The 16,627-nt window shown below is 64.4% G+C and carries 15 protein-coding genes, 1 tRNA gene, 2 rRNA genes and 3 pseudogenes (1 of these 21 running past the window's edge); 11 read left to right on the top strand and 10 right to left on the bottom strand.

Translation table 11 applies throughout. The features are described 5' to 3' along the window. Window positions 1-602: 602 nt before the first annotated feature. Both ABNQ39_RS26740 and ABNQ39_RS26735 read right to left on the bottom strand, forming a co-directional pair. The gene (locus tag ABNQ39_RS26740) at window positions 603-845 is read right to left on the bottom strand and encodes a hypothetical protein (RefSeq protein WP_376965062.1); all 243 of its coding nucleotides are present in this window, start codon (window positions 843-845) and stop codon (window positions 603-605) included. Further along, entirely contained in the window at window positions 812-925 is a 114-nt protein-coding gene (locus ABNQ39_RS26735; protein ID WP_376964129.1) for a transposase, read from the bottom strand. Before ABNQ39_RS26735 ends, ABNQ39_RS26740 begins: the two co-directional genes overlap by 34 nt. Before the next feature lie 275 nt (window positions 926-1,200). Here ABNQ39_RS26735 and ABNQ39_RS26730 point away from each other — a divergent pair. Next, window positions 1,201-1,662 (top strand): annotated as a pseudogene (locus ABNQ39_RS26730) (transposase); the annotation flags it as partial. Between the two features lie 142 nt (window positions 1,663-1,804). Beyond that, a pseudogene (locus ABNQ39_RS26725) lies at window positions 1,805-3,463 on the top strand (ISL3 family transposase). Window positions 3,464-3,537: 74 nt separating this feature from the next. Here ABNQ39_RS26725 and ABNQ39_RS26720 read toward each other — a convergent pair. After that, window positions 3,538-3,867 carry a hypothetical protein gene (locus ABNQ39_RS26720; RefSeq protein WP_376964126.1) on the bottom strand — a complete coding sequence of 110 codons (330 nt, stop codon included), beginning with the start codon at window positions 3,865-3,867 and terminating at the stop codon, window positions 3,538-3,540. A gap of 208 nt (window positions 3,868-4,075) precedes the next feature. Here ABNQ39_RS26720 and ABNQ39_RS26715 point away from each other — a divergent pair, with 208 nt between their 5' ends. Beyond that, on the top strand, window positions 4,076-4,237 hold the full coding sequence (locus ABNQ39_RS26715) for a hypothetical protein (RefSeq protein ID WP_376964124.1): 162 nt from the start codon (window positions 4,076-4,078) through the stop codon (window positions 4,235-4,237). 347 nt (window positions 4,238-4,584) lie between these two features. Here the strand turns inward: ABNQ39_RS26715 and ABNQ39_RS26710 are convergent, their stop codons facing one another. From ABNQ39_RS26710 to ABNQ39_RS26700, 3 genes and pseudogenes are all read right to left on the bottom strand, one after another. Beyond that, window positions 4,585-4,764, bottom strand: coding sequence for a hypothetical protein (locus ABNQ39_RS26710; protein ID WP_376964121.1), 180 nt, complete (start codon window positions 4,762-4,764; stop codon window positions 4,585-4,587). A 13-nt stretch (window positions 4,765-4,777) separates the two neighbouring features. Beyond that, the gene (locus tag ABNQ39_RS26705; protein WP_376964118.1) at window positions 4,778-5,008 is read right to left on the bottom strand and encodes an AbrB/MazE/SpoVT family DNA-binding domain-containing protein; all 231 of its coding nucleotides are present in this window, start codon (window positions 5,006-5,008) and stop codon (window positions 4,778-4,780) included. Further along, window positions 4,998-5,418, bottom strand: a pseudogene (locus ABNQ39_RS26700) (transposase domain-containing protein); the annotation flags it as partial. The pseudogene ABNQ39_RS26700 and the gene ABNQ39_RS26705, both read right to left, overlap by 11 nt. A 384-nt stretch (window positions 5,419-5,802) precedes the next feature. Between ABNQ39_RS26700 and ABNQ39_RS26695 the strand changes: the two are divergent. Beyond that, complete coding sequence (locus ABNQ39_RS26695) at window positions 5,803-6,975, top strand: hypothetical protein (protein ID WP_376964115.1); 1,173 nt, start codon at window positions 5,803-5,805, stop codon at window positions 6,973-6,975. A 109-nt stretch (window positions 6,976-7,084) separates the two neighbouring features. Here ABNQ39_RS26695 and ABNQ39_RS26690 read toward each other — a convergent pair whose 3' ends face one another. Further along, window positions 7,085-7,444 carry a helix-turn-helix domain-containing protein gene (locus ABNQ39_RS26690; RefSeq protein WP_376964112.1) on the bottom strand — a complete coding sequence of 120 codons (360 nt, stop codon included), beginning with the start codon at window positions 7,442-7,444 and terminating at the stop codon, window positions 7,085-7,087. A 467-nt stretch (window positions 7,445-7,911) separates the two neighbouring features. Between ABNQ39_RS26690 and ABNQ39_RS26685 the strand changes: the two genes are divergently transcribed. The 7 genes from ABNQ39_RS26685 (at window position 7,912) to ABNQ39_RS26655 (ending at window position 14,410) form a co-directional block, all read left to right on the top strand. Beyond that, complete coding sequence (locus tag ABNQ39_RS26685) at window positions 7,912-8,472, top strand: hypothetical protein (RefSeq protein WP_376964109.1); 561 nt, start codon at window positions 7,912-7,914, stop codon at window positions 8,470-8,472. Window positions 8,473-8,792: 320 nt separating this feature from the next. Then, a complete protein-coding gene (locus tag ABNQ39_RS26680; RefSeq protein WP_376964106.1) occupies window positions 8,793-9,377 on the top strand; it encodes a hypothetical protein in 585 nt (194 codons plus the stop codon). Window positions 9,378-9,422: 45 nt separating this feature from the next. Beyond that, on the top strand, window positions 9,423-9,590 hold the full coding sequence (locus ABNQ39_RS26675) for a hypothetical protein (protein WP_376964103.1): 168 nt from the start codon (window positions 9,423-9,425) through the stop codon (window positions 9,588-9,590). Further along, complete coding sequence (locus tag ABNQ39_RS26670; RefSeq protein WP_376964100.1) at window positions 9,587-9,778, top strand: helix-turn-helix domain-containing protein; 192 nt, start codon at window positions 9,587-9,589, stop codon at window positions 9,776-9,778. Before ABNQ39_RS26675 ends, ABNQ39_RS26670 begins: the two co-directional genes overlap by 4 nt. Before the next feature lie 196 nt (window positions 9,779-9,974). Next, a complete protein-coding gene (locus tag ABNQ39_RS26665) occupies window positions 9,975-11,642 on the top strand; it encodes a tyrosine-type recombinase/integrase (protein ID WP_376964097.1) in 1,668 nt (555 codons plus the stop codon). A 4-nt stretch (window positions 11,643-11,646) separates the two neighbouring features. Further along, window positions 11,647-12,732 carry a tyrosine-type recombinase/integrase gene (locus ABNQ39_RS26660; protein ID WP_376964094.1) on the top strand — a complete coding sequence of 362 codons (1,086 nt, stop codon included), beginning with the start codon at window positions 11,647-11,649 and terminating at the stop codon, window positions 12,730-12,732. 7 nt (window positions 12,733-12,739) lie between these two features. After that, window positions 12,740-14,410: a recombinase family protein gene (locus tag ABNQ39_RS26655; protein ID WP_376965037.1), complete on the top strand. Its 1,671-nt coding sequence runs from the start codon at window positions 12,740-12,742 to the stop codon at window positions 14,408-14,410. Here ABNQ39_RS26655 and ABNQ39_RS26650 read toward each other — a convergent pair. The 3 genes from ABNQ39_RS26650 to ABNQ39_RS26640 form a co-directional block, all read right to left on the bottom strand. Further along, a tRNA-Met gene (locus ABNQ39_RS26650) sits at window positions 14,367-14,443 on the bottom strand. The two genes, ABNQ39_RS26655 and ABNQ39_RS26650, sit on opposite strands and share 44 nt — an antisense overlap. A gap of 81 nt (window positions 14,444-14,524) precedes the next feature. Next, window positions 14,525-14,640 (bottom strand): 5S ribosomal RNA (gene rrf, locus ABNQ39_RS26645). Window positions 14,641-14,788: 148 nt separating this feature from the next. Then, a 23S ribosomal RNA gene (locus ABNQ39_RS26640) occupies window positions 14,789-16,627 on the bottom strand (it continues 906 nt past the right edge of the window).

Genomic DNA, 16,627 nt, shown 5'->3' with positions numbered 1-16,627 from the left:
GGCTGCGGCATAACCAGCAAGCTGCCGGCGGACGTGTCCGCATGCCTGACCGACAAGGCGCGAGCGCTTGGCGGTACTTGTCGCCGACTACACTACGGCCGATCTGAACGCTTATGCGGATTGGCTGTAAGCGTTGACTGAGGGCTGCCTTGCGGGGTCAACGGGCTCTCTGTGCTGAAAGCTGGGCGTCGTGGGTGCCGGACGGCGTGGCCGGCTTGGCAGCGTGGTTTGCACCGTGGCGATCCAGCGTACTGAGGTCATCACCGCCGCCGGAGGGCGGCGCATCTATTCGGCCGAGGAGAAGATCCGTTTAGTTGGCGAAGCCCACTGAGGGCGTGGTGCCCTCGTCGCGGCGGCACATCGTCATGGCGTGTGCACCACAGCCTGATCTACCCCTGGCCCCGGCGGAACTGTCCGCCGAGGCGCCGACGTTCGTGCCGCTGCACATGCTTGAGTCGCCACCACCTGTCGGCATCGCTCCGAGCCGAGCGCCGAGCCGCCCTGGTCGAGCTGCTGGACGACGGTGACGAGCCCGTCGAAGCCCTTACGCATGTTGACCGGCCGCGCCGCAAGCCAGACCCACACCCCTGGCAGCACGCTGATTATCGCCGCCCCGTGAGCGCGGCGATCAGCGCCGTCAACGCCGGCGTCGGGTAGTCCGCGCCGATCTCCAACCGTGTCCCGTCGGCAAACCGAACCAGCGCGCAAGGCGCAGATGCCGGCGGCGCGAGCGATGGCTCCGCATCGCAAGCCGGGACCGTGTCGAGCGCCACCGGGATCAGCAGCAGGGCGTCAATCACGTGGCCGCGAATCAGCCATTCCATCGACCAGCTGGGGAGCGCCACGTGTAAAGGAAGCTTTCCGCCTCCCCATACCGGCGGGCAACATGGGCGACGATCGTCCCCGGTTCCAGCGTCTCTGCCACCAGCCGCGCCTAATTCGCCTCGCTCCACCACCGGCACCGCTCCTTGCCGATGATGGCCGCGACCCCCTGTATGAAGGAGCGAGGGTCGTGTCCCACGATGTGGTGTAGGAGCGGCTGTGGGGAAGCGGCCCGCCGTAGCGCCCTCCGATGGTTGGCGTAGGCGGGCCGGTTGTCCACAGCGGGCGGTCATCGCGGTTCTTCGGTAAAGTCTGGTCACCACAACACAACCTCGACCGAGGGTGACCACGATGACCGACGAGATGATGGCGCTTCGGGCGCTGCTTGAGAAGGGCGCGGATGTCCGCGAGGTTCTGGATTACATCCCGGCGCGCTTCACCGTGATCCGCCACATCCGCCCGGCGCTGTCGTGCCGGTGCTGCGAGGGCATGGTTCAGGCGCCGACGCCGTCGCTGCCCATCGAGCGCAGCCTGCCCTCGGCCGGGCCGCTGGCGCATGTGCTGATCGCCAAATACTGCGATCACTTGCCGCTTTATCGGCAATCGGCCATTTACGCCCGCGAAGGCGTGGAGTTGGAGCGCTCGCTGCTGGCCGACTGGATCGGCAAGGCGGTGGCACTGATGGCGCCGCTGACCGAGGCCATCTCCCGGCACGTGCTGGCCGGTTCCGTGCTGCACGCGGACGACACGCCGGTTCCTGTGCTCGATCCCGGGCGTGGCAAGACCAAGACAGGGCGGCTGTGGGTCTACCTGCGCGACGAGCGCCCCCATGCCGGACAGGATGTCAATCGGCTTTAGATAGGGGGCTTTTCCAAGTTTTGTGTGACCAAGCAGAGGTTGAGTGGACAGCGCTGGACAGCCGGTGGTAGGTGCGATCCCTCACAGGCCAGGGAACGCCATATGGAAGGAAACCTCCTTCACCATGGTTGTGTTCTTGAACATCTCTCTGCAGTCGATCGGCTTCCTCGCCCAACTTAAGATCCTGGATCAGATCGATCACGGCTTTCATCGGATCACCGTGCGTGCACAGCCGGTTGCCGCCTCGGTGTCCTGCACCGGCTGCGGCACGCCGTCACGCCGCGTTCACGGCGCCTACTGGCGCAGCCTCGGTGATCTGGCGTGCTTCGGCCGCCCCACCGTTCTGCTGGTCCGCGTCCGGCGCTTCTGCTGCTCCGAGGCCTACCGTCCGCGCCGCACCTTCACCGAACCCTTGCCCGGCGTCGCCCGCCCGCGGGCGCGCCAAACCGACCGGTTGCGCGCCATGCACCGGAGCATCGGCTTAGCACTCGGCGGCACCCCCGGATCCCGTCATGCCACGGCCATGGGCGTGCCCATCAGCCGGACGACCCTGGTGCATCGGGTGCGCGCCAGCATCGGCACGCCGGCTGCTCCGGTGACGGTTCTCGGGGTGGATGACTGGGCTTGGCGGAAGGGCCACCGGTACGGAACGATCCTGTGCGACCTCGAACGCCGGCGCGTCATCGATCTGCTGCCCGACCGCAGCGCCGACGCGCTGGCGGCGTGGTTGGCTGCCCACCCCAGCGTCACCATCGTCGCGCGAGACCGCGCCAGCGCCTACGCCGAGGGGACCGCACGCGGGGCACCGGACGCCCTCCAGATCGCCGACCGCTGGCATCTCCTGCGCAACGCCAGCGATGCCCTGCGCGGCATCCTGGAGCACCATCACCGTGATCTGCGTGCCGCTGCGCGGACGGCGGCCACACCATCGGAACTGCCGGAGGAGGTGAGCGAGGCTCCCCAGCCGGTCGCCCCTAAGCCGGACCGGCCGTTGCGCAGCACGGAGCGGCGGGCGCAGGCGGCCCAGGAGCGCCGCGACGCCCGCTACGCCGAAGCGGTTCGCCTGCGCGAGCAGGGCCTGTCCATCCGGGCGGTTGCCCGCTCGCTCGGCGTCGAGCGCAAGACGGTACGCCGCTGGCTGCGCGCCGGCCATGCCCCGACATGGCGGCATGCCGATCGAGGCACCAGCATCCTCGACCCGTACCACGGCTACCTGGAGGAGCGGTGACAGGCCGGCTGCCGCAACGCCGCGGCGTTGTGACGGGAACTCCAAAAGCGCGGCTTCCCCGGGCAATACAGCTTCGTGCGGGATTGGGGAACCTGGCGTCGGCGACAGGATCCGCCCGCCGAACCACGGGAGACCTCCAACAAGCCGGTGCCGGCGAAGCGATCCGAACCGCCGACGTCCCGGCGTGCGGTGCGGCTCCTGGCTGGCGATCCCGACACGTTGACCGACGAAGACCGCCGCTTTGTCCAGGCCTTGCGGGAGCGCTCACCGTCCATCGCGACGGCCACCGACCTTATCACCCGCTTCTGCAGGATGGTGAAGGGCAAGTCGTCCGACCCGTTCGAGAATTGGCTGCGCGAGGCGGAGGCCAGCGTGCTGGCGCCGTTCGCCGCCGGGATCCGCCGCGACGAGGACGCAGTGCGCGCCGCCCTGAGGCAGCCGTGGAGCAGTAGACAGGTCGAGGGCCATGTCAACCGGCTGAAGGCGATCAAGCGCGCGATGTATGGCCGGGCCGGCTTCGATCTACTGCGCGGTCGGGTCCTCGGTCACGCTTGACGCGAACCTCGAGAGCCGAAACACGTCTCGGTGTTCCACACAAAACTTGGAAAAGCCGCTTATTCCATGCCGATTCACAGGCAGCCTTTGCGGCACTTCCTGATCCAGTTGGCGGTCAACTCCTCGAGGCGATTACGGCCGACAAGGCGCAGTTCGGGGTACATGTTTTCCCGGTTGGCATGGAATCCCCCGGTGTCGCTGACGGTGAAGGGGAAGCCAGCTTTGGCGTAGAGCCTAGCTGCCGCCGCAAGTAAGTCCATCAAAACGATGTTGCCGACCCTCTCCGTGCGCGCCAAGATGATTTGGTCGATCAGCAGGCCAGCATCGTTGCGGACGTAGTGCGGTCTGATACTTGGCTGGGTCGTGCTTGATGAAGGACAGGATTTGGTACGGGGCGCACGCATACTTGACGCCAATAACACGGTTCTATTCGATGGCCCTTGATCGCAGCAGCATTGCTCTGGCTTCGGCCGGCAAATGGTATGGATGACGAGTTCGCCTCACCAAAGGTTACCGTTGATCGCGTTGCCAGTTGTCGAAACAGATTTGCCTCCGTTGGGGCAGCCGGCGTCACCCCCCTGCCGCACCCTGCCGGACGGGAAAGTTCTTCCGATGATGACGGACGAAAGGCGCCTCGCCCTGGCGGCGCAGCTGCGGGATCGAGCGGAGAGACAGCCCAGCCTGACGGCGGAGCAGCGGGCGGAAGCGCGCCGGCAGGCCGCCCGGCTGGAGCGGATGACCAAGGACCGGCAGAATCCGCCTCCGGCCCGGTAACCGAAAAGACCGACCAGATCCTCATGCGGACTTCGGCCGGTGGGTGAAGCGTGGTGTCCCGGTCGAGATGTCGGAGCTGAGGCTTCAGACGCCGGATAGCGTGAGCTTCGGCAATAGCCGCCACCGCTTCGCCTACCTGCACGACCAGGGAAAGACCCGCATTCCGGTCCTGGTGCCGGCGGAGGATGCCGCCACGCTGCGCGCTGATGGGGTGGCGCGGCTGGCGAAGGAGGAGGCCAAGCCGGCGGGGTCCGATTTTACCGTACAACGGGAGCAGGACACCGCGGAGCGCGACGGTGACCGCTTTGCCGCAAAATCGAACCCCACCGTTTTCGGCGACCAAGGCTTCAGGGCGGTCCTGTCAGCTCCGACATCTCGACCAGGATGCCGCGCTTCTCCATGCGGCCATCCATCCGGGAGAGCATCTGAATCACTTGGGCAAGGCCGCTCTTGATGTCCGCGATGTCGCTGGCTTGCCGACGTTGCACGGTTTCGATGGCGGTCAGGCGGTCGTCAACAGACATCATCGGTTTATACCCATCACTTGTCCGCCAGGGCGCGCAGGATGTCGCGGTCTTCGTGCATGATTTCCTCTGCTATCGCCATCTGGCGCTCGAACTCAGGATCGTATGGCGTGATGCGGTAGCTGCCGTCCGGGGCTTCGGTCAGGAACAGGGTGTCGCCCTGCTGGACCTTTAGGCGGGACAGGGCTTCGTTGGGCAGGATCACGCCGGCCGAAGATCCGACGGTGATGACCTTGAGGGCAAGCATGGCTTTCACTCCTGATGTTATAGTGAAAATTACATAAATGACGTGGCAGGGGCAACATGGCGGTCGAATAAACGACTGCTGGGTTATTTTTGCCCCTATGAACGCCGGCCGGCACGCCTTCTGCAGCCGCGCCAGCCTCCAGGTCCTCTATCGCGAATTCGAGCTAATCGATCTCGCGGTCAATCTTCTCGGAAGAACGCCCGAATTGCATGCTCCACAGCTGCGTTATCCGAACCTTGAGCTTCTCTACCTCCATCGCCTTCGCCACTAAGCCGGCCTTGCGGCGGCCAATCCGGCCTTACTGGTTTCACGGCACCAACGCTCGGCGCCAGCTCCGCAGCCTGCGCGGTGATGATCGCGCGCAGCGTCGTCTCGATGCCGGTGGGCCGTGGCCCGACTGTGGTCGACATGGCCGGGTTCTACCCGATCGGCGACTCCCGGAGGAGGGGGGATCACCGCTCCTGCGCCGCTCCTCGACGAGCGTGCGGTCAGGAGTGAGCTTCCCCGGACGCTGACACGCGGCTCACCGCCTTCGCCAACATCGCCCGGACAAGCGAGCGCGTCCTGACCTTACTCGGCGATCCGGCAACGTAAGCGCTCTTGGTCGGCACCCTTCAGCGCCATTACCGGATGGCAAGCCCGAATTGATCGCTTCCAAGCCGGTACGGACGAGGTTGACCTGCGGATCCTGTCTCCCGCTCTGGCGACATCGGCATGAAGCTGATCTCTGCTAACCGGGCAATTCGATAAGCGGCGACAAATATGAGAAGAGCCAACTCACCTTGGAGCCCATTTTGCCCGCTATCAGCCTGCTCGACAAATTTCGGCTTCTGGATGCAGTCGCCTGCGACCCTGATCGTAGCCGTATCGAAATCGGCATTGTCGCCTGCGTCCTCCATTGCCTCGACAACAACAGCGGCCTAGCTCGCGTTGGATTTGAGCGCCTTTCCGAACGGACGGGCGCCAGCAGGAGCGGCGTTCAACGAGGAGTCAAAAACTTGGAGCGCGTTGGCATCTTGCCGGTTCACAGGCGCGGTGGATCGAACAAGGAGGGTGATCGCATGGCGAATGTCTATCGCCCTAACTTCTCCTATCGTCCTGCCCATTTTCGGACCGCAGGCGATGCGGATGAGGTTTCTGGCAGCACCAGTAGCGAGGACGCAACCAGTAGCGCAGACGCCGTCGACCAGGAGCGTTGGCGCACCGGACTGGTCGCGTCCACGCTCCCCCTTCCCTCTTCTCTCCCCGGGTTTAATCCCGAGGGAGAGGAAGAGGGGGTTACCCCACCACCGCCCGGCGCCGTCACCGCCGTTGGCGGCGCCGTCGACGGTGGGGTAACGGCTGCAGCTCAAGATCACACGGATCGCTTCGAGGAGTTCTGGTCAGCCTGTCCCAAGCGCGAGCAGCGGAAGCAAGCCATGGAAGCTTACCGCGAGGTCTTGGCTTCTGGTGCCGCGACGCCATCTGTGCTGATCGCCACCATGCAGCGGTACGCGATTGCCAAGGCTCACCTGACCGACCCGAAGTACCTCAAGTTCCCGCATAACTGGCTACGCGGGGAATGCTGGCTGGAAGACCCTCTGCCGCCGCAGGCAAAGCTAGTGAATTCTTCAAGAGCCTCTACAAACAAGCGGGGCAAATTGGAAAAGCCCCTAATAGAGCCGGCGAAAACGCAACGATCTTCAAAGAAAATCCCTGATGATCCGACGACTAAAAAGCTAAAAGCAAGAAATAATAAGAAGAACGTCTCGGACAGTTTGACCAATTCCGAAGCGGACAGCGCAAAATCGCATGAACCTATCTATTCAATTGGGGACAGCGTTAAGCATCACCTTCATGGAGAAGCAAAAATTGAGGGTGATTGGACAAAAGACGGATACGTCAGAATCCGTCTCAAGAATCAAACAATTACATATGCATATGAGAAAAACCTCAGGCACAGCTCCGTCCCAAGGTGGGCTTTTTAACTTCAAAGCCCGCAAGTACGGAAGATATAATAACTATCATAGTAATTTTGGAGCCGAACGTTTGCTATTGAACGTTCGGCTCCATTTTTTCTGGTGCGTCATCCATTTTTCAATCACGCTCCCTAACTTCAACAATAACAGCAAGTTGGCCAACCGCAATCTTTAAATCTTCCAATGATAAGCGACGACCAATTTCCCTTAGTTTTCCCTCCAACATAAAGCGTTGATCGTCGACATCCGGTTCAGCACCTTCGAAAAACTGATGAACCGGCACCCTGAGGCTATAGCCGAGCTGCTCCAGCGTCTCGATTGTCGGAAAGGTCCGGCCTCGTTCGATGTTGGACACTGCCTCGACAGTCCGGCCGATCAGATCCGCCAATGCCTCTTGCGTGAGGCCGCGGGCCAGCCGCGCCTCTTTGACCCTCAACCCGACACGTTGCTTCAGGCCCAATGACATGAGCCGGATCATTACGCCGTTCTGGCCCCTTGACCACGGCCTAGCAGATCGGTATTGCTTCGTGAAGACGAACCAATGGATCGGCATGAGCCCATGCAAGCCGACAGACCTATCAGCGGCGGACGTTTCCCCATCAGCAGAACACCCATCAGGTGCACCGATGGGTCCGGCCCGCGGCCCCGCCGGTTACGCCGCTTACCTCGCCAGTCCTCAATGGCGCGCTCTGCGGCGTGATGCTTTCGCCCGCGATGGCGGGCGGTGTGTCCTGTGCAATGCGACAGACCAGTTGGAAGGGCATCACCGCATTTACCCGCCCCGTGGCGACTGGACCCAGGACCGCCTGGAGGCCGTGACGACGCTGTGCGCGCCTTGCCACGCCACCGTGACCGGTATGCTGCGCGGTCGCCGCTACGCCACGGCCACGGTCAACCTCCCCGACACCCAGCCAAGCCGCCCCCGTCCGCGGCTGGAGGCCCCCGATGTATCAGCCCCTGAGCTTCCAGATCACCGGCGTCTCACCCCTTCTCATGCACAACGGCCGTCTGGCCGACCCGCTCGACCCGCTGGTCAAGGACATCAAGAAACTGAGCAGCAAGCGGCCGAAGACAGAAGCCGATTTGGAGCGGATGGCCAAGCTTGAATTCCTTGGCTCGCTGTATCTGCATGGTGGTGAACCCTGCCTCCCCGGCGAATTGATCGAGGCGGCGTTGATCGACGGCGCCAAGCGCAAACGCCGCGGGCCGCTGGCCAAAGCGGGCATCCTGTGTGACGGCAACATCCCGCTTCAGTATGACGGTCCCCGTGAGCCGGAGGCGTTGTGGGATGATGGTCACTTCCGCTTTCGCACCGGCGTCCGGGTTGAACGCCTGCGGGTGATGCGGGTCCGGCCACGCTTCAACGACTGGAGTGCTGCCGTCACCATCCAGTTCATGCCGTCGCTGCTGAGCGAGGATGATGTCCGGGACATCATCCGCACCACCGGCGAGGTGGTCGGCCTTGGAGATTGGCGCCCCAAATTCGGACGCTTCACGGTGCATTGAGGGGCCGACTGGCACCTCAATGCAGCCTTGGCGTGGCACGGATCGGCGTGGCATGGCAAGGCTGGGCATGGCAGGGGAAGGGCGGCATCAGCCGCCCTTCATGCAGCGGGATGGTCCCGGTATGATCCGACGTGACACGGCGATGTCGTCCCCCCTTCGGCATCACAGCGATAACCATCATGACGGAACAGGTACCTCCGCCGACGAAAACGCAGGATGAGCCCTGGCAGCCGTTGTTCGATGCTGTCGTCAATCGGCTGCAATTGTCAGATCCCAGCAGGATTGCGGCATGGCGCCATTACGTCCAGCAACTTCCGGCCTTGGCGGCGTCCCACGCGGCCATCGATCAGACACCGCCCCCCAGCGCCACCCGCGACCGGATGAAGCGCGTCGTGGCGGCGTGCGACGCCCTGCTGGAGGCCATCCAGGACGGCACACCGCAGGACGGGCACCTCCGTCCCGTCCCGCAGCTTCTTTGGGGCTTGGCCGCGCAGTTGGCGCCGGACGATCCCAACGTCGCCATCGTCGATGGACAGGTAGACAACGCGCTTGAGGACGCCTTCGGCGGCGTGCTGATGCTGCGGGCTGCGGCTGAACTTGTGCGAGATGCCGAAGCGGACCGCGTCACCTCCGGCGTCGGCGGAACGCGCCACAAGGCCGCGGCCGGCTACCACATGACTTTCGACTTCCTGCTTAACGTCTACGAGGCGATCAGCGACCGGCCGCTCGGCACCTCCTGGGACGACATGGAAGGAGCCGCCGGCGGGCCTCTGGTCGACTTCCTCCAGCGCTGCCTGGAGGCGCTGGGCTACACGCCGACCAAGAACGCCCTGCGCACCGCAGTGAAGCGCGCCATCAAAGCCCGGCGAACCGACCTGAACAAATCAGCTGCGCCGCAAAGCTGATCTGGCCCTTTCGGCATAAGAGTCTAGCTTTGGCACGAAGAGGGGATGACCCACCATGTCCTCTCCTCCGACACCGCCGCCCCCTGCACCCCTCCCGAATCCGAGGCTGCGGTCGAGCGCCTGCGTGCGCTGGCGCGCCTGTTGGGCCGCATGGCGGTGCGGGAATACTTGGCGGCTTCGGGCGAGACGACGCAGCCCCCGAAGCCGGAATGACCAAGCCCTCCTCCCGTCTCCCCGCCCTGATGACCATCCCTGAGGTCGCCGAGCGCCTGCAGGTCAGCATCAAGACCATCCGCCGCTGGATCGCGTCGGGCGACCTGCCCACCGTTCGCCTCGGCCATCAGATCCGCATCCAGCCGAAGGACCTCGACATCTTCCTGCGGCAGCGCTGGACCAGCTGACCACCGTTGTCCATCATTGTCCAATATTGGCAAGAACTTATACGATCGTCTGGAAGAGGTGGCTCTCATATTTTCGAACCAAAAACGTGCTACGTCTTCCCGATCCGGACTTTCTGTCCACTCTTGTCTTCCCGAAGCCACGGATGACCACTTCCACCACTTCCCAGTCCAGTCCAGCCTGCCTGCGGTGCTTAATATGCGCTCTCTTGCCGACCTGCTGACGCGCGTCCTGGCCGACCCCGCCCTGCCGCCGCAGCGCGCTCGGGACCACGCCTCGTCCCTGCGCCGCTTCGGCGGCATTGTCGGACGCGACCTCGCCGCCATCCCCGCCAGCTTCGATGCGCTGCGCCCGCTGATCGCCTCCGTCCATCCGGCGGCCCACGGCCTGTCGCTCAAGCGCTGGCAGAACATCCGCTCCGCCGTCAGCACCCTGCTGCGCCACTATGGCGCCACCGCGATCCATCGGCGCCTCGCCTGCCACCTGCCGGAGCCCTGGTACAGCCTCCGCGCGGCGGTCACCGACCCGGCGATGCAGCGCGGCCTCGCCCGTTTCCTGCGGTACTGTGCCGAGCACGACATCGGGCCGGACGCCGTGTCGGACGCCACCTTCACCGCCTTTGCCACATCGCTGACGACCGGCACTCTGGTCGCCAAGCCGCAGCGGGTCGAGCGGATGGCCCGCCAGCAGTGGAACCAAGCCGTCGCCGTCGCCCTGCCCGGCTGGCCAACCACGCCGGTGCCGGTCACCAGCAACCGGGACGACTACCAGTTGCCGTTGGACCGCCTTCCGGCGTCCTTTGCCGCTGACCTGGAGGCATGGATGCGGCGGCTGTCCGGCGCCGACCCACTGGACGAGTTCGGCCCGGCCCGCCCGTTGCGTCCCAGCTCGCTGAAGACCGCCCGCGGCCATGTGCTGCGTTTCGCTGCTGCCCTCGTCCATGCCGGCGAGGCCCCCCAGGCGTTGACCACGCTGGCGGCGCTGGTGGTGCCGGAGCGCTTCAAGATCGCCCTGCTGTGGCTGATGACCCGCCGGGGCGGCGCCAGCCCCGGCCTGATCGAACAGGCAAAGTGTCTGCTCTCCGTCGCTCGCCACTGGGTTCAGGCGCCGAAGACGGATCTGGAACGGCTGAACAAGCTGGTTGCCAAGCTCGGCAGCCGGCGCAAGGGCATGACCGACAAGAACCGCGCCCGCCTGCGCGCCTTTGACGATCCCAAGCACCTGCTGGCGCTGCTCACCCTACCCGAGCGTCTGATGGACAAGGCTGACCGCGTGGCAGTGCCCAGCCGCCGGGAAGCCCTGATGGCGCAAAGCGCGGTGGCAATTCAGATTTTGCTGTTGGTGCCGCTGCGCCGCCTCAACCTGCTGCGCCTGGACGTCCATCGCCATCTCTGCCGCAGCCGCTCCGGCCGTCACGCCGTCGTCCATCTCGTCATCCCAGCGGAGGAGACCAAGACCAGCCAGCCGATCGAGGCGGTGCTGCCGGAGCCGCTGGTGCGGATGATCAACCACTTCATGAGCCGTTACCGCCCGCTGCTGACGTCGGACAAAAACGGTCTGCTGTTTCCCGGAGGCAACGGCGGCTACAAGCACATCACCGCTTTGACGGCGCAAATCGAGCGGGCAGTGCGCGGTCACACCGGCCTCGTGGTCAATCCCCACCTGTTCCGCCACCTCGCCGGCAAGCTCAGTCAGCAGTTCGATCCCGGCAATTACGAGCTGTCGCGCCAGCTCCTTGGCCATCGCTCCACCGACACGACGGTGACCTACTACACCGGACAGGACACCGCCGCCGCGGTCGCCCGCTATGACGCCAACATCCTGGAGCGCGCCCGCTCGCTCCGCGGTAGCGTCGTGGGGCGCTGAGGTGATGAACAAGACCTCCTCGACCATCGACCGCCGCAGCCTGCCGGTCAGCGCGTGGCCCGAGCAGGACCGCAGCTTGTGGCAAGCCGCCTGCGAAGCCGGCGGGCCGCTGGACGACGCCGGTGCTGCCGCCGACTGGGCGCCCGCGACCCGTCGCAGCCGCGCCGCCAACTACGGCCGCTGGCTCACCTTCCTCGACCAGCAGGGTCTGCTGACGCCGGTTGCCGCCCCTGCCGACCGCGTGACGGCGGACGTGGTGCGTCGCTACATCGCCCTGTTGCGTCCCGTTCTGGCGCCGCTGTCCTTGTGGACTACCATCGACCAGCTCGCCGCCATCATGCCGGCCCTGGCGCCTGACGCCGATTGGGGGTGGCTGCGCCGCACCGCGGGCCGCTTGAAGCGGGGCGCCGCCAACCGGCGACCGATCACGCCGCGCATTCGCAACGCTGCCGACCTCTATCAACGCGCCCTCGCCACCCTTGCCGAAATCGAAGACAAGCCCGAAGCCCGACCATTCGCACACGCCACCGCCTTTCGCGACGCCCTGATGATCGCCCTCACCGTCGCCCGGCCGATCCGCCGCCGCACGTTGGCGGGTTTGCGGGTGGGCCAGCATCTCCGGCCGACCTCCGATGGCTTCCTGATCCAGTTGGAGCGCGAGGACCTCAAGTGCGGCAGTCCGATGAGCTTCCCGCTGCCGGCCAGCTTGGTGCCCCACATGGCGCGCTATCTCGACCACCATCGTCCGTGGCTGCTGCAAGGCCACGCCCATGATGCCCTGTGGATCACCCGCGAGGGGCTGCCGATGACTCTCAATGGCGTCTCCAGCCGCTTCGAGCGCGCCACCCCGGCCATCCTCGGCGAGCGGATCAACCCGCACCTGCTGCGCCACTGCGCCGCGACCAGCATCGCCCTCGACGACCCGCAGGGTGCTCGGTTGACGGCGGCGCTGCTCGGCCACAGCACGCTGCGGACCAGTGAGCGCCACTACACGATGGCCAAAGGGCTGGAGGCGAGCCGCCGCTATCAGGCCACCCTCACCGACCACATCACCCACCTGCGCCGCGCCGTTCGCGGCGAGCGCCCGTAGGAGTTCCATGATGCGTGCCGTCATCTACGCCCGCTACTCCAGCGACCAGCAACGCGAAGCCTCCATCGCCGACCAGATTGAGGTCTGTCGGCGCTATGCCGAGCGCCAAGGCTGGACTGTCGTCGACCATTACAGCGATGCTGCTCTCAGCGGCGCCAGCCGTCACCGTCCGGCCTTCCAGAAGCTGCTGCGTGAGGCCGGACAGCGCCGCTTCGACATCGTGCTGTGCGAGGCGATCGACCGGCTCGGCCGCCGCCTCGCCGACACCGCTGACCTTCAGGACCGCCTCGCCTTCTACGGCGTGCGGCTGTTCACCCCGCAGCTCGGCGAAATCACCACCATCCATGTCGCCGTCATGGGGATGATGGCGCAGGTCGCTTTGAAAGACTTGGCGGACAAGACCCGCCGCGGTCAGCTCGGCCGCGCCATGGCAGGCCGGATGCCGGGCGGCAAGGCCTTCGGCTATGACGTGCTGGAGGGCGACGCTGAGGGTCGCGGCAAGAGGCGGATCAACCCGGTTGAAGCCGCAGTCGTCCAGCGCATCTTCCGCCTGTTCGCCGACGGTGCCAGCCCGCGCGCCATCGCCAAGCGCCTCAACGCCGACGGCGTGCCCGGTCCGGAGGGACGGCTCTGGCAGGACACCACCATCCGCGGTCAGGTCGAGCGCGGCACCGGTATCCTCAACAACGCGATCTATGCCGGACGGCTGGAATGGAACCGCTGCTCCTACGTCAAGGATCCGGAAACCGGCAAGCGGGTTGCGCGGCCCAACCCGCCGGAGGCATGGGAGGTGGTGGAGGTGCCGGAGCTGCGCATCGTCGACGCGGCACTGTGGGAGCGGGTAAAGACCCGGCAGGCATCAATCAGCTTCGAAATCAGTCGCGACGATCAGGGCAACGCGCTGAACCGGGCGCACCGTCGCAAGTTCCTCCTGTCGGGGCTGCTGACCTGCGGGTGCTGCGGCGGCACCTACGCCATCATGGCCAAGGACCGCTATGGCTGCGCCGCCCACCGCAGCAAGGGCACCTGCACCAACGACCATACCATCACCCGCTTCGACATCGAGCGGCGGGTCCTCACCGGGCTTAAGGAACGCCTGCTGGCGCCGCAACTGATTCAGGAGTTCGTCGATAGCTTCCGTGCCGGCGTCGAAGCGGCAACGGCCGACCGCGAAGCCAACCGCCGCACGCGCGAGCGCGAACTGGCGGCGGTCGAGCGCAAGATCGCCGGCATCCTCAAGGCGATCGAGGACGGGCTGTACCACGAGTCGATGAAGGAGCGCCTGAATATCCTGGAGGCGGACAAGGCCCGGCTGCTCGCCGCGGCCGAGGAGCCCGATGCGGACCTGCCGTCGGTCCTGCTGCACCCCCAGCTGCCGGATCTTTACCGCCGCAAGGTGGAAGCGCTGGAGGCTGCTCTCGCTGGCGGCGAAGACAGCGCCGAGGCGATGGAGATGGTGCGGATCATGATCGACCGCGTCGTTCTGACGCCCTCCCCTGCCGGAACCGGGCTGGACGCCGACCTGCACGGCGAACTGGCCGGCGTGCTGGCGGTCTGCGAGGGCGCCGCTCAGCTGCGCAACGACGAGACGCACGAACGCCCCGGCTCTTTCGAACCGGGGCGTCAAGTGTCGGTGGTTGCGGGGGCAGGATTTGAACCTGCGGCCTTCAGGTTATGAGCCTGACGAGCTACCGGGCTGCTCCACCCCGCGGATGTTTGTTCTGTGGGAGGATGGGCGGTGAAGATGCAAGCATGCGCGCTTTGTGTAAGGAGCGTCTCCTGTGCCTGAGCGACCTGGCGGCGACCTACTCTCCCACGTCTTAAGACGCAGTACCATTGGCGCGGAGGCTTTTCACGGCCGAGTTCGGGATGGGATCGGGTGTTTGACACCTCGCCATGACCACCAGGTCACCGAGGCACAAGACCGACGCTGTTACCGAAAGCGCTGTATGCTTGTTCGTGCAAGTGAGTCGAGGATGGGATCGAACGGCTGTGCGCTGGTCAAGCACTGCTTTGGAGCAGGCTTGCTGCTGCGCATGGCGCGGTTTGTGGTGTCGAGATCAAGCCGATCGAGCGATTAGTAAGGCTTAGCTTCAGGCATTGCTGCCCGTCCACATGCCTCCTATCGACGTGATGGTCTGTCACGGCTCTCAAGGGAGCTCTGGTTTAGAGGTGGGTTTCCCGCTTAGATGCTTTCAGCGGTTATCCCGTCCATACTTAGCTACCCGGCCATGCCACTGGCGTGACAACCGGTGCACCAGAGGTATGTCCATCCCGGTCCTCTCGTACTAGGGACAGATCCTCGCAAAACTCCGACACCCACGGCAGATAGGGACCGAACTGTCTCACGACGTTCTAAACCCAGCTCACGTACCACTTTAATCGGCGAACAGCCGAACCCTTGGGACCTGCTCCAGCCCCAGGATGTGATGAGCCGACATCGAGGTGCCAAACGACTCCGTCGATATGGACTCTTGGGAGTCATCAGCCTGTTATCCCCGGCGTACCTTTTATCCGTTGAGCGATGGCCCGTCCACGTGGAGCCACCGGATCACTATGGCCGACTTTCGTCTCTGCTCGACTTGTCAGTCTTGCAGTCAGGCGGGCTTATGCCATTGCACTCGTCGAGCGATTTCCGACCGCTCTGAGCCCACCATCGCGCGCCTCCGTTACACTTTGGGAGGCGACCGCCCCAGTCAAACTACCCGCCATGCAGGGTCCCGGACCCGGATAACGGGCCACGGTTAGATGCCAGAGACTTCAAGGGTGGTATTTCAAGGTTGGCTCCACACGAGCTGGCGCCCATGTTTCCAAGCCTCCCACCTATCCTACACATGAAGTCCCTAGCACCACTGCAAAGCTGTAGTAAAGGTGCACGGGGTCTTTCCGTCTGACCGCGGGAACTCCGCATCTTCACGGAGAGTTCAATTTCGCTGAGTTGGTGTTGGAGACAGCGGGGAAGTCGTTACGCCATTCGTGCAGGTCGGAACTTACCCGACAAGGAATTTCGCTACCTTAGGACCGTTATAGTTACGGCCGCCGTTTACCGGGGCTTCAATTCAGAGCTTGCACTCCTCCTCTTAACCTTCCGGCACCGGGCAGGCGTCAGACCCTATACGTCGCCTTGTGTGGCTTCGCAGAGCCCTGTGTTTTTAGTAAACAGTCGCTACCCCCTGGTCTGTGCCCCCCGCCTGCGCTTGCGTACAAACGGGGCCCTCTTCTTCCGAAGTTACGAGGGCAATTTGCCGAGTTCCTTCAACACCATTCTCTCAAGCGCCTGGGTATACTCTACCAGTCCACCTGTGTCGGTTTGGGGTACGGTCTATATGGCGGGGCTATTTCCTGGAACCGGTCCACAGCACGATCAATCCGATAAGATCGTACACGCTTTCCAATCCGTCACCTCCGCCAGGCCCACGAATATTAACGTGGTTCCCATCGACTACGCCTTTCGGCCTCGCCTTAGGGGCCGGCTCACCCTGCGTGGATTAACCTTGCGCAGGAACCCTTGGACTTTCGGCGACAGTGTTTCTCACACTGTTTGTCGCTACTCATGTCAGCATTCTCACTTCCGATACCTCCAGGCGGCCTCACGGACACCCTTCGCAGGCTTACGGAACGCTCCGCTACCACGTGATCAAAGATCACATCCGCAGCTTCGGTACACGGCTTGAGCCCCGATACATTTTCGGCGCAGGCCGGCTTAACTAGACCAGTGAGCTATTACGCTTTCTTTAAAGGATGGCTGCTTCTAAGCCAACCTCCTGGTTGTCATGGCCTTCCCACATCCTTTCCCACTTAGCCGTGATTTGGGGACCTTAGCTGGCGGTCTGGGCTGTTTCCCTCTCGACGATGGACCTTAGCACCCACCGTCTGTCTGCCGGACTGCACTCTG

This window comes from Azospirillum sp. A26, from assembly GCF_042604635.1.
Taxonomy (GTDB): Bacteria; Pseudomonadota; Alphaproteobacteria; order Azospirillales; family Azospirillaceae; genus Azospirillum; species Azospirillum palustre.
The sequence above is the reverse complement of the archived record's forward strand: the minus strand, read 5'-3'. Positions and strand labels throughout refer to the sequence as shown.

Excerpts from the sequence above, each read along its gene's own strand:
- ABNQ39_RS26720 (WP_376964126.1), bottom strand. The coding sequence starts at position 3,867 with ATGCGTGCGCCCCGTACCAAATCCTGTCCTTCATCAAGCACGACCCAG.
- ABNQ39_RS26715 (WP_376964124.1), top strand. The coding sequence starts at position 4,076 with ATGATGACGGACGAAAGGCGCCTCGCCCTGGCGGCGCAGCTGCGGGAT.
- ABNQ39_RS26710 (WP_376964121.1), bottom strand. The coding sequence starts at position 4,764 with ATGATGTCTGTTGACGACCGCCTGACCGCCATCGAAACCGTGCAACGT.
- ABNQ39_RS26705 (WP_376964118.1), bottom strand. The coding sequence starts at position 5,008 with ATGCTTGCCCTCAAGGTCATCACCGTCGGATCTTCGGCCGGCGTGATC.
- ABNQ39_RS26690 (WP_376964112.1), bottom strand. The coding sequence starts at position 7,444 with ATGATCCGGCTCATGTCATTGGGCCTGAAGCAACGTGTCGGGTTGAGG.
- ABNQ39_RS26685 (WP_376964109.1), top strand. The coding sequence starts at position 7,912 with ATGTATCAGCCCCTGAGCTTCCAGATCACCGGCGTCTCACCCCTTCTC.
- ABNQ39_RS26675 (WP_376964103.1), top strand. The coding sequence starts at position 9,423 with ATGACCCACCATGTCCTCTCCTCCGACACCGCCGCCCCCTGCACCCCT.
- ABNQ39_RS26670 (WP_376964100.1), top strand. The coding sequence starts at position 9,587 with ATGACCAAGCCCTCCTCCCGTCTCCCCGCCCTGATGACCATCCCTGAG.
- ABNQ39_RS26665 (WP_376964097.1), top strand. The coding sequence starts at position 9,975 with ATGCGCTCTCTTGCCGACCTGCTGACGCGCGTCCTGGCCGACCCCGCC.
- ABNQ39_RS26660 (WP_376964094.1), top strand. The coding sequence starts at position 11,647 with ATGAACAAGACCTCCTCGACCATCGACCGCCGCAGCCTGCCGGTCAGC.
- ABNQ39_RS26655 (WP_376965037.1), top strand. The coding sequence starts at position 12,740 with ATGATGCGTGCCGTCATCTACGCCCGCTACTCCAGCGACCAGCAACGC.